This is a genomic window from Bartonella sp. MR100HLJHH (assembly GCF_042194215.1).
Classification (GTDB): Bacteria; Pseudomonadota; Alphaproteobacteria; order Rhizobiales; family Rhizobiaceae; genus Bartonella; species Bartonella grahamii.
Genome location: NZ_JBHIMR010000003.1, coordinates 164,370 through 176,060 on the forward strand (window position 1 = coordinate 164,370; position 11,691 = coordinate 176,060).

Annotated in this window: 13 protein-coding genes; 11 read left to right on the forward strand and 2 right to left on the reverse strand. The window is 42.0% G+C overall.

Translation table 11 applies throughout. The features are described from left to right. From ACFIJ7_RS03245 to ACFIJ7_RS03290, 10 genes are all read left to right on the forward strand, one after another. A complete protein-coding gene (locus tag ACFIJ7_RS03245) occupies nt 1–1,056 on the forward strand; it encodes a tail fiber domain-containing protein (protein ID WP_375644595.1) in 1,056 nt (351 codons plus the stop codon). Next, nucleotides 1,056–2,915, forward strand: a complete 1,860-nt coding sequence (locus ACFIJ7_RS03250) for a hypothetical protein (protein ID WP_375644596.1) — start codon at nt 1,056–1,058, stop codon at nt 2,913–2,915. The genes ACFIJ7_RS03245 and ACFIJ7_RS03250 overlap by 1 nt, the downstream gene beginning before the upstream one ends. Further along, nucleotides 2,908–5,139 carry a hypothetical protein gene (locus ACFIJ7_RS03255; RefSeq protein ID WP_375644597.1) on the forward strand — a complete coding sequence of 744 codons (2,232 nt, stop codon included), beginning with the start codon at nt 2,908–2,910 and terminating at the stop codon, nt 5,137–5,139. The genes ACFIJ7_RS03250 and ACFIJ7_RS03255 overlap by 8 nt, the downstream gene beginning before the upstream one ends. Continuing rightward, a complete protein-coding gene (locus ACFIJ7_RS03260) occupies nt 5,139–6,131 on the forward strand; it encodes a transglycosylase SLT domain-containing protein (protein WP_375644598.1) in 993 nt (330 codons plus the stop codon). The genes ACFIJ7_RS03255 and ACFIJ7_RS03260 overlap by 1 nt, the downstream gene beginning before the upstream one ends. Next, nucleotides 6,124–7,104: a tail fiber protein gene (locus tag ACFIJ7_RS03265; RefSeq protein ID WP_375644599.1), complete on the forward strand. Its 981-nt coding sequence runs from the start codon at nt 6,124–6,126 to the stop codon at nt 7,102–7,104. The genes ACFIJ7_RS03260 and ACFIJ7_RS03265 overlap by 8 nt, the downstream gene beginning before the upstream one ends. 9 nt (nt 7,105–7,113) lie before the next feature. After that, on the forward strand, nt 7,114–7,377 hold the full coding sequence (locus ACFIJ7_RS03270; protein ID WP_375644600.1) for a hypothetical protein: 264 nt from the start codon (nt 7,114–7,116) through the stop codon (nt 7,375–7,377). Nucleotides 7,378–7,383: 6 nt separating this feature from the next. After that, nucleotides 7,384–8,784 (forward strand): hypothetical protein, encoded by a 1,401-nt coding sequence (locus ACFIJ7_RS03275; RefSeq protein ID WP_375644601.1) that lies wholly within the window; start codon nt 7,384–7,386, stop codon nt 8,782–8,784. A gap of 13 nt (nt 8,785–8,797) precedes the next feature. Next, nucleotides 8,798–9,463, forward strand: coding sequence for a lysozyme (locus ACFIJ7_RS03280; protein WP_375644602.1), 666 nt, complete (start codon nt 8,798–8,800; stop codon nt 9,461–9,463). Continuing rightward, entirely contained in the window at nt 9,460–9,687 is a 228-nt protein-coding gene (locus ACFIJ7_RS03285) for a hypothetical protein (RefSeq protein WP_375644603.1), read from the forward strand. The genes ACFIJ7_RS03280 and ACFIJ7_RS03285 overlap by 4 nt, the downstream gene beginning before the upstream one ends. Nucleotides 9,688–9,818: 131 nt before the next feature. Continuing rightward, nucleotides 9,819–10,037: a hypothetical protein gene (locus tag ACFIJ7_RS03290; protein ID WP_375644604.1), complete on the forward strand. Its 219-nt coding sequence runs from the start codon at nt 9,819–9,821 to the stop codon at nt 10,035–10,037. A 48-nt stretch (nt 10,038–10,085) separates the two neighbouring features. On the opposite strand, the gene ACFIJ7_RS03295 is transcribed toward ACFIJ7_RS03290, so the two are convergent. Further along, the gene (locus tag ACFIJ7_RS03295; protein WP_375644605.1) at nt 10,086–10,367 is read right to left on the reverse strand and encodes a type II toxin-antitoxin system YafQ family toxin; all 282 of its coding nucleotides are present in this window, start codon (nt 10,365–10,367) and stop codon (nt 10,086–10,088) included. Nucleotides 10,368–10,374: 7 nt separating this feature from the next. Further along, nucleotides 10,375–10,656 (reverse strand): type II toxin-antitoxin system RelB/DinJ family antitoxin, encoded by a 282-nt coding sequence (locus tag ACFIJ7_RS03300; RefSeq protein ID WP_375644606.1) that lies wholly within the window; start codon nt 10,654–10,656, stop codon nt 10,375–10,377. 193 nt (nt 10,657–10,849) lie between these two features. Here ACFIJ7_RS03300 and ACFIJ7_RS03305 point away from each other — a divergent pair, with 193 nt between their 5' ends. After that, on the forward strand, nt 10,850–11,281 hold the full coding sequence (locus tag ACFIJ7_RS03305) for a helix-turn-helix domain-containing protein (RefSeq protein ID WP_375644607.1): 432 nt from the start codon (nt 10,850–10,852) through the stop codon (nt 11,279–11,281). Nucleotides 11,282–11,691: the final 410 nt, after the last annotated feature.

An 11,691-nucleotide genomic window follows, 5' to 3' on the forward strand; every position in this document is an offset into this window, starting at 1 on the left:
ATGGGAAAAAGTTCTAAACCAATCCAGAATACCCAAAACACGACGCAAACAAATGAACCCCCTGCATGGGCAAAAGGTATTTTTGAACACGCAGCTCAAGATGCCATGACTTTTTATAACCAAGGCAGCGGAAAAGCCGTTTATGACGGGCAGCGTGTTGCGGGTTTAAGTGATCAAACAAAGAATGCGATTAATGGGCTTAGCAATAATACGCATAACTATGATAACAATTATTTAAATGGATTAGCCACAGGGCAAAATTCAACAAGCCAAAACTTAAAGAACATGGCTTCAGGGCAACAAATAGGCAATAACCCTTACTTTGATGAAGCGCTTCAAAACACATTAAATAAGGCAACAAGCTCTATTAATAGTTCATTGGCAGGTGCGGGGCGTTATGGTTCTGGGGCGCATACTGGGGTTCTTGCTAACGAATTGGGGGGCATAGCAACACAAGCTTTATCACAGCAATATAACCAAGATGTCAACAACATGATGAATGCCAATGGTCTCATTGACCAAGCAAACCAAAATCAGTTGGCGGGCGCCAATAACTTCTTTCAAGGTCAAGGTCAGGCAAATCTTAATGCGTTGACGGGAGGGAGTGTACTTGATGCCAATCATCAACGGCAATTGGATGAAGAGCGGCAAAAATGGGAGCAGCAGAACAATCTTGATTGGGACCAGTTAAGTAAGTTGCTCGCAGCTGGTGGGGCTGTTGCTGGAAATTATGGAACGCGCACAGGACAAATGACGACATTGACTCCACAGCCAAAACCTAATCCGTGGGAGATTGTTGGAAATGTTGGAACTATCCTTGGTACTTTTGCTGGGCTTAGTGATATCAGAGCGAAAGAAAATATCGTGCAAGTGGGGCAGCGAGATGGACACAAACTCTATGAGTATAATTACAAGGGGCACCCAGAGCGCTATCGTGGGGTGATGGCGCAGGATGTTTTGAAGTCAAAACCTGAAGCTGTTTTCTTGCATAAGGCGACAGGCTTTTTGCATGTGGATTATGGCAAGCTTGGCTTTGAGATGGAAAGGGTGCAGTGATGGAACAAGAAAACACAAATTCTCTTTTAAAGTTGTTTGATCCAAAATTTTTGCGTCCCTTGATGTATCAGGTCATGCCTCAATTGCCAAAGCATTTGTTCGAACAGCTTTCTACGCCTCCAAGCACGCCGTTGGAAGGGCGATACAAGCCAAGTTTTTTAGAACGTGCTGCTTTTAGCACAAACTCTTTTGATGCGAGCAATGGGGATAATACTCCACAAAAATTGAGTCCTACAGAGCTTATTCGTGGTGCTCAAACAGGAGGAGGAGAAGTTGGGAAAAAAACGCCAGCAGAATTGATTATGTCTACGGATGATTTAAAGCGCCAAATGCCCCCATTGCCGGATGTTTCAAAGGATACTGTTAAGATACAAGAGGCGCCAGAGCAACAAAAGCATGACTTCTCAGAGCAGGGAGGTGTTGCATCAATGATCCCTCAATCTCCACTTGTTGCGAACATTGATCAGTCTAGTGGGGATGAAGCTGGGCGACAGCAAAAAAATGTGATGGATTATATTGCTCAACTTAATGAGAAATCTGTAGCGGAAAACTCTTTGAAAAACGATTCTGGAAATAATGAGGAAAAGCTTTTTGATGCACCCATAGGAGAAGAAAAACATTTGAATGCACACTTACCAGAAGAGGAGCATTTAAAAGCAAGTGCTAAGCCCGAACAGGCAACCGATTATGTAAACGCAGTTGGAAACTTTATCCATAAAGATGCAGACCCAAGTAGCTTATGGGAGCGTTTTAGAAAATCAGAATTTTCCGAGCATTTAATGGATTTTTTTGCAGGGTTAGCATCAGGAAAAACACCGCAAGAAAGTTTTTCAAATGCGGCACTTGTTATGCGGCAGGGCAATAATGTACGTGCTCAAAATAGACCAATTTTTGAGTTTTTACGCTCTAAAGGATATAGTGATAAAGACGCACAAGCCCTTGTGCAATATCCAGATCTTGCCATGAAAGTTATAGGCAACACGTTAAGCCCTCAAGAAGGCTATAGAACATTGACATCAGAAGAAAAGGCAGAGCAGGGATTGCCTGAGGATATGACTTTCCAAGTCTCAACAAGCACAGGGAAAATTATACCTGTCCAAGGAGGACAGCGTTCCACTGCTTCTGGATTAGGGGGAAATACTGATGGCATGCTGTCAAAGCCTGAATCAGGTTATATGTATGTTAAGGACGAAAATGCACTTGGTGGCATACGTGCGGTGCCAATTGCAGGCAGTGGTGCAGAATATAAATTAATTCAAGAACAGAAGGAGGAGGAGCGTAAAAACCAACAAACGCAAATGCGAATTTTGGAAACAGCAGACAGGTCAAATCGTATACTTTCGGCATCTAAAGAATTGCTAAAAATTGTTGAGGAACACCCGCATGTTGTTGGTTTCACTGGTCCTATAATGTCGTTCCTTCCTAATTCTCAGGCAAAAGATTTCGGGCATATGCTCGATTCATTGAAGGCGAGTATCGGGCTTGATGCCTTGAGAAAAGCAAAGGCATTTTCACCAAATGGTGCATCTGGCTTTGGGAATTTGTCTAATATGGAATTGCAAGCATTGCAAAACTCTGTAGCGGCGTTGTATCAAGATCTTTCTGCAGAGCAAATGAAGAAATCTTTAAAAACAGTTATTGACACTTTCAATAAATCCAATGCAGCAACGCGCGCAATTCTTTTTGGTGGTGCAGAAGCAACAAACGAGCTCGTTCGAGCCGCCTATGGGCAAGATGCTTATAAGGGAAATCATGCACAGTCAAATGATCCACTAGAAAAACAGATAGAAGCATTGCCGGAAGGCATGTTGTTCGTTGATAGAGATGGACGCATTAAGGAGAAACAAACCAATGGCTGAAGTAATCCCCCCTCTTATTAATCGTAAAAACACAAGAGTCATTGGGCATATAAGTGACTATACACCAGAACAGCTTCAAGAGCTTTTCGCGAAGAATAAGGAAAGGCTAAGTGGTTCTGTTACAGGAAATAATGGTGCAACAGAGGAAGATGGTCCACATCCAAGTGCAGCGGGTGCTTTTGGATGGGGAGCTCTTCATGGGTTAACTATGGGGTATGATGATGAAATAGCTGGAGTATTCGCTTCGGGACCTCTGGGACCTATTAATTATTGGATGGGAGATGAAGAAGCAGTTAAAAAATATAATGAAGTGACAAAGCGATGGCGTGACTATCAAAGAGCGGCGAACCGAGATCAGTTTTATGCATCTATTGCGGGGAATTTAGCGGGTGCTGCAATTCCTTTTCTAATACCAGGTCTTGGCGCTCCTGCGGCTGCTCGTGCGGCAATTGGGGCTGATGTTGTGCTGGGAGGAAGAGCTGGTGTTGCAGGAGCACAAATAACCAGTAAAGCTTTAGCAGCAGGAGAAAGGGCGGTGCAATCTGCTTTAGCAGAGGGTGTGGAACGGGCAGCGGCAAAAGCTGCAGGTGAAGCAGCAATGAAAGCAGTAGCAAGTAAAGAGGCGGCAAAATTTAGCTTGGGGCGTGCAGCAAAAACTGGAGCCATTTATGGTGGAATAGCAGGCAGTGGTGAAGGGGAAGGGCTTGCAGATACTCTAGTGTCTGCTGGGTTTGGTGCAGGGTTAGGCGTTGCAACACCATTTGTGGCACATTCTGCTTTAAAGGTTACACCTTTTGTTACAAAACCATTCAAAGTAACGGCTTCTGGTGTTAAGAAAACATCTGCTGTTGTCAAAAAAACAGCTGAGAAATTGTTTGGTAAAACTGAACCAATAACACAAGGTGTAGAAAAAGAAGCATTTCAGATAAGCGATAGAGCGCTTAGGGATGTAAGCCAAACTTTAGGGGATGAAGGTGTTGATAAACTTGAAAGAGCATTAAAACAGCGAGGTCCTGATTCAATGATTATTGATCTTCATGATGAGCTTGCTAAAAGAGCTTTTAAGGCAGCAAAAAAAGACCATGATACATATTCGCTCATAAGTAATCGTTTGAATGAAAGACAAGATGCGAGTGCACTGCGGGTAAAGGATGCGTTGACAGATGTGATGGGTCCAAAAGTAGATACGCTTAATTTAAAGCAAGAGATTATCAAACAAGCACAGAAAAAGGCTGAACCATTTTATGAGAGGGCGAAAGCTTCTCCTATTTCTAATGCTGTCAGTAAAGATTTATCGCGGTTGCAAGAAACTCCTGCCTTCCAAAAAGCCTATAAAAAAGCAATTGCGCAAATGCCAAATGAAGCGGATGCAACAGTTATAGGGAGCAATGGATATCCAAAGCTGAATATGCGAATTTTACATAAGATGAAAGAGGTTTTGGATGATCAAATTAATTCTGCGCGCATCAAAGGAAAACAAGGATATGCGCGAGATTTGACTGATTTCAAACAACGCATTCTGGACGTTTTGGATACGTCCTCTCCAGATTATGCTAAAGCACGGAAAATTTATTATGACGAGCGTACTATTGGTGATGCCCTCGAGCAGGGAGAGCAAGCGCTGAAGAAGAGCGTTAATCTCGACACAATCAACAGTCAACTTTCGGATTTTGGGTTGATGGAAAAAGATGCGTTTCAAAAAGGTGTACGGTCACAAATAGAAACTGCGGCAGGCAATGCACAGAATTTTGACCACAATCTTTTGAGTTTGTTTGACACAAAAAATGGTCAAGAAAAATTACAGCGTATTTTTGGTGAAGATAAAGCTAAGCAACTTATGAAAGTGTTGCGACCAGAAGTGGAAAGAACAAAGCTTTTTGCACGCTTGCCAAACCATATAGGTGAAGTGGAAGAGAGGGGGGAACAACAGACTATGGGTATAGGAAAGATTGCTTTCATCAAGGCAGTTGTAAAAAATTTCGCAAGAGAATTTGGACGCAAATTCTCAAGCGTCCATAAAGATACTGAGAGAGATATTGCAGCGCTTATAACAGCGCGGGAAAAAGGAGATTTTGGGTTAGCAAGAGAAAAAGCTGTTGAATTAATTAAGACGTTTCATGAAGCAGAAAAGAAACGCTTAATAACACGAGAAAATTATACGAAATTCATTAATTTTGTTGGCATTATTTTGAATAGCAGCGTTGATAGAACGGTTATAAACTAATGATCAATTTTCATCCTAATGTGAAGCGTGCTATCTCACAGGCAGCACAAAAATATGGTTTGCCAGAAAGCTTTCTTGAACGTGTTGCTATGATAGAAAGTAATGGTAATCCAAATGCAAGAAATAAGAACAGCAGTGCAGGGGGGCTGTATCAATTTCTCGATTCAACAGCAAAACAGTATCAACTGAATAATAAGTTTGATCCCTTTCAAGCAACCGATGCTATGGCGCGGTTAACGAAGGATAATACACGTTATTTAGCCACAGCATTAGGCAGAGAGCCATCAGAGGCAGAGCTTTACCTCGCACACCAACAAGGACCAGCAGGGGCAGTAAAGCTTATCAAAAATCCACATATTCCAGCAAGCCAGCTTTTAGGTCGACAGGCAGTCACACTCAACGGTGGCAACATGGAAGCTACAGCAGGGGATTTTATGAATCATATTTATGGGCTTTACAATAAAACGGGAGATGCTTTGAAGAGAACGATACAGCAAAACCAAAGCAATGGACAAGCAGCACCAAACGAGGTGGGTCCTTTGCGTGGGGTTGAGAGGCTTCAAAAGACACTTCAAGGTAATCAGGTGGGTCAAGGTGATCAAGGGGGCAACCAATTGAAGGCATATGACACGCCATTCCCAAACAGAATGATGGCACCTGAAAGCAGAGACAATTTAACAGGACAGGTTATGGAAACCACACCATTGCAAGGGCAAGGTATTGATGCAGGTGCTCTTAAAAAGGGCTTTTCCGGCTTGCTTCATTTAATGAGAGAGAATGGAGAAAGACAAAAACAGCAGGCACAGATGGTACAACAACAAATGTTGCAGCAACCAGTCATGGCGGGTTTCTCACAATCGACTGGGCGCCCGACAGATTTAACACCTCTCATTGATCCCTCTAGGCGGCAATCTGTTGGTTCCTATGGGCGGCAAAAAGAAGAGCAATTGCGCGAAGAGCTATTAAGAAGAACGGGGGCTTATCATGTCTGATATTTATGACTGGTCACTCACAGCTGATCAAAATGCCAATTCCGATAGTATCATTAATTGGGCAGAAGGGCAGCCGCCTAGTTCTGTTAATGATAGTGCGCGGGTCATGATGCAACGTATACGTGAATATCTTGCCGATAATGGTGGTTCTCTTGACTCAAAGTTTATTGTGAATGGAAAGGAACAAACAACATCAATTACGTTGACGACGGTTTCGCCAATAGCAAAATATAAAAACGATATCATTATCCGCTTTAAGGCGCGTGGTATAAATATTGGTACGACAACAATAAACATGAATAATATAGGAGCAAAGCCACTCTATAAAGCCACCAGCACGGGAATAGTACCATTGACAGGTGGTGAGTTACAAACAGGGGGCATTTATGAAATAGTCTATAATGATGGCGCATCAACAAAAGGTCTTGAGGGCTGGTATCTTTTAAATCCTACCCCCATTCCACCACCAAAGGTCGAAACTTTTCCTTGCGGGTTTATTGCGACCTTTGCTATGCAAGAAGTCCCAAACGGCTGGCTTTTATGTGATGGCGCTACTTATGAACGCAAGGATTATCCGCAATTATTCAAGGCGATAGGGGATAAATGGGGAAAAAACAGCGATACAACCTTTAAAGTTCCAGACTTTAGAGGAATGTTTTTGCGCGGCTTTGATAATGGACGCGGTTTAGACAGAAGTAGAAAATTTGCTGATATACAGCAAGATTGCCTTAAATCGCACACACATGCTTGTAGTGTTGAATCGGCGGGACAACACGCACACAATTTTCAGTATGCTGGAGTTGGATGGAGCGCCAATGATATTGGCAGAAGGAATCCCTTTTATCACTATCAAACCCTTACAGGGACAACAGAACCTGCTGGAGTGCACACGCACAAGGTAACACTTTCTTCAACGGGCGAGGCAGAAACGCGCCCTGTTAATGCTACGGTTGTTTATGCCATAAAATCATAAGGTTTTCAGATGATCAATAATCCGTCTGCTATTGATGATATTGCGGACGCGGAGCAAATCCGCGTCCTTTTTTATGCAAGCAATAGAATGGTTCATGCGCCATTGAATAAGATTCTTGATCTTGTCAAAAACGATATACAGCATGATCTTTTAAGCGCTTTGGCACAGTATCAAGAAGCAACAGATAAACGCATAGAGATCATGCAAAAACTTATTGATGAATTACAGTCTCTCATTCCCCACAACCTCAAAAACAAACTTACTAAGGAATGAAACGCGATGCCATTACCCTATCATACGCATATATTTAAGCTTGAACCAGCAACAAAGAAAGAAGTTAAAGAAGGTGTTTTAGATAGTAAGGCTCTTGCACCCGTTTCAGTGGGGAGTGCAGCAGCTTATGAGGTAGAGTATTTTGCAACTGCTGCTCAAGGAAAAAAGGCTGATGATGCTGTTGCAAAGAGAGATATTGGAGCTCTTGCTTACAAAGATAAGGTCACAATTCACGATATTAAAGCAAGTGGTGAAGCTTGTGAGAATACGATTTTATCAGGCGCTGGCTGGGTAAAAATATCGCCTTTAGGGATTGGCGATATGAAGGCTGCTACATATGATCCCGACAATGTGGGGGCAAATGCATTTTCTATGGAAAATATGCACGAGGGTCCTACCAAAAAGATTTTAACCACAGAGGAAAGATCAAAGCTACGATGGTTGAGTTCTACGCAGCCAACGATGGAAAAATGGCGGAGGGGAGATGAAGGTGTTTATTATCCCATATCTCCGGTAGATCTCAAAAATACCATTCGTTATTTTGTAGGCTCAAAGTCTGTTGGTATGTCAAAATCAGTTTATGATCCAGATAAAATAGAAAAAGATGCCTTTGATATGGAGAATATGAAAGAGGGGAATACGCATCTTATTTTAACCCCTCAAGAACGTGCACAGGTTGCAAAAATTGATAAAATTGAAGATGTGGCAAGTGTCGCACAAGAAACAGCGGATAGTGTACAGAAAAAAGTTGATCTCATTCAACCTCTTGCAAAAAAAGACTGGATTGATGGCACAAAGACAGTGGATGCACTTATCTCACCAGCCAAATTGATGGCTTCAATCAAAGCAAATAGTAGCAATAGCAGCGGCGGTGGTAGCGGCAACAATGGTGGCGGGGTTAGAAAACCTGTTGAAATTCTGATGACAGAAAGCGGAGATATTCCATTGCCTGATGGTATTACTGCTGACACCGATATTGAAGTATGGGCTTGGGGCGGTGGTGGTGGTGGCGTTAAAGATGGCGGCGGCGGCGGCGGTCAATGCGTGCATGTTAAAATGAAAGGTTCTGATTTAGATAAATTAAAAACAGCTTACATTGGTCGTGGTGGTAAAGGCAATGACAGTAACATTTTGTGCAATGGTGGTAGAACAATGATCAAAGGGCTTGTTACAGCAGAAGGAGGATATTCCGTCTCCATGGCTCTCGTTAACTTTGGAGAGAAAGGCGGGGATGGAGGAGGAAACAGAGGGGGCATCAGTGGTGAGAGTTACAAAGGTGGTAACGGTGGTAGAGGTGGTAAAGAATGTGGCGGCGGCGGCGGGGGATATTTCGATGGGAAATCCGGAGGCGACAAAATTGGCGGCGACGGTGGTGACGGAGCAGTACTCATAAAGGTATATTTATAAGGTGAATTGAACAATGGCACGGAAAATAAGTAAAGACTGTTTATACTGTTTAAAAAAGTGGGAAGGTTTGCGCTTGCAGGCTTATCAAGATGCTGCTGGCATATGGACGATTGGTTATGGTCATACGAAAAAAGCCGGTCAACCAACAGTTGTTGAGGGTATGGTGATTACGGAAAAAAAAGCCGAAACCATGCTTTTAGCAGATTTGCAGCAATATGAGAGAGCGGTAGAAAAAGCAGTTTGTGTGAATTTAAGCGACGAGCAGTTCGGCGCTCTTGTTTCCTTTTGTTATAATGTAGGTATTGCAGCTTTCCAAAACTCTACATTGCTTAAAAGGCTTAATCGGGGGGATTATGAAGCAGTACCAACCGAATTGCAGAAATGGACCAAAGCAGGAGGCAAACGTTTACAAGGTCTCGTACACCGGCGTGTAGCAGAGGCAGGGCTATGGGCGAAAGGGGCTTATGTTTCTTCTAATTATCAAACAGTAGAAACGAAACAACCAACAGGGTTTCTCAAAGCAGAAGCATTGGCACCGATTATTGGTTCTTTCTCAGGTCTTGGTGGGTTTTTAGCGGGCAATGGACCAATCCAATGGGCTTTAGCCGCCATTATGGTTTTAGCGGCATGTACTGGCATTTTCTTTGTTGCTAAACGCTTTCAGGAGCACCGCCTATGATCTTATGGATGAAAAGAAACTTGATGGTAACAGGTGCGGCTTTAGCCGCTTTTTTTATTGCCTTAGCTAGAGCCTTTACCCTTGGGAAAAAGGTTGAACAGCAAAAGCAAACAGAAAGTGCTTTAAAGGCAGTAACAGCACGGCTTGAGGTAGAAAATGAAATTAACAAAAAAAGTGATGCTGATGTGCGTGCTGCTCTCTCTCACTGGTTGCGCGACAAATAAATATGTTTCTTCTTGTGTTGGTTGGTTACCTATTTATTTAAGCCGGCAAGATCTGAACACCATTAGCTCAAACTTAGCAAGAGAGATCTTAAAGCATAACGAGCAGGGTCAACGCTTGTGTGGGTGGAAACATGGCTAGAAAAAAAACACAAGACGATATAGAGCTTACAGAAGCAGAAAAAGAAATGCTTCAAGAAATGATCATCACCTACCAAAGTGTGAAAATGATGTCTCGTTTTATGAAATGGATAGCGTTTTTTATCTTTTTGTTGATCCTTGATTTTACACGCCTCATGGATGCGCTAGATAATGTCATTGCACATTTAAAGCAGTGGTTCTCAAAAAATTGAAAAACTCTCATAAAAGAAAAAACTTCGAAAAACTCTTAGGAGATCTAATCATAAGCGTAGTTCAGAATGGGAACCAAGTCGTAAGAGCTCTAGTGTTTTTGTATCTGGTTTTCGATAGATCAAAACTAAATCTGGCTTGATATGACAATCACGACAATTGCGCCATTGACCTGTTAGTGCATGATCTCTCCAATGCGCCTTTAGCGGTTCATTCTCTGCTAACGCTTTGACCACAAGCAGCAAATCCTCCTCTAGTACATTAGCATATTTACCTTTGCTTTCACGTTTGAGATCACGCCGAAACGACCGAGTATAGACAATTTCCCGCATAGCAAGCTTAGATTTGCTTTTCAGATTTACGCGCTTCGGTTCTATCTTCGCGAATCATGGCTCTTAAGCCATCTAATGACGTGCGTTTAACGCGTCCCATTTCGGCATCCTCGATAGCTTGTAATGTTTCCGGATTTGGTTGGAATAGATCAAGCGGTAATGCTCGATCTCTAGCAATGCGGGTCATAAACATGCGTACTGCATCTGATACAGTTAAACCCGTAGACTTAATAACTGCACTTGCAATTTCTTGAACTTCATCAGGTATGCGGGCTTGAATTTTTCCCATTGCTAAATCTCCTATTTAATTGTACTACAATGTACTACAATTAAAGTTGATGTCAAGAGATTTATCCATCACGCCGTACAACCTTGTGTATTAAGGAGGGTAGGAAGTCAATTTTTAAAAGGAGCTAACCAAAACCTAAGAATTTCTGCTAGAATCACGTGAGAGCTTCTTTCTCTAATAGGATTTTTTCTAGATGCCAACACCATTTGGTAAAACCTTACGCAAACTTCGCATTGATCATTCAGAACGCCTTTTAGATATGGCTAAAAAATTAGATATATCTGTAGCATTTTTATCATCTATAGAAATTGGCAAAAAGTCTGTTCCTGTAGGACTGGAGGAAAAGCTAATTGAACTCTATGCTTTAGATCAAGAGGTAGCAGAAATTTTGAGAAGAGAATCGGATGCTTGTCGCAAAAGTTTCACTATAAAGCCTTCTGATACTTTCAGATGTGAAGCTGTTGGTATGTTTTCTAGACTGATAAACATTATTTCACAAGAAGATTTAGAACTATTAAAAAAATTATTAGAGAAAGCTGGCAAAAAGAATGCGCTTTGTAAAGGAAAGTGTGAAAATCCTATTCCCGAACCTAATTATACGGTCCCTAACCTTAAAAAAATATAAATAAAATCAATAGTTTATTGCAATTAAATTTAGATTCGAATTCAGGTACCCCAGCCAATTCTGGTGAAATTAGTTATCAAATTTCAGCTTGAGAGAGTGGATTACCCCCTTAACCATCTGTTGCTATTCATAGCAAGTATGGTAAGCTGAAAAATACCCATTTGTAGCGGGTTAGCTCTAAATATGGTAAGGTTTTCTTTTACTATAGCTATCGCTCAAAGAGCTCTTTTAAAAGATTCTTTTCTATAAGACGAGGGATAAATGATTTATGCGCACTTGCTTTAGAAAAACTATTTGACTGGATTTTGTGCTCTATAGCAACACCAGCGGGTGATTTTCCGTATTCCACCATCTTCATTACGCCGAACAGCGTAGCAATAATGCTGATTAGGAAACACATGCCGCTGCAT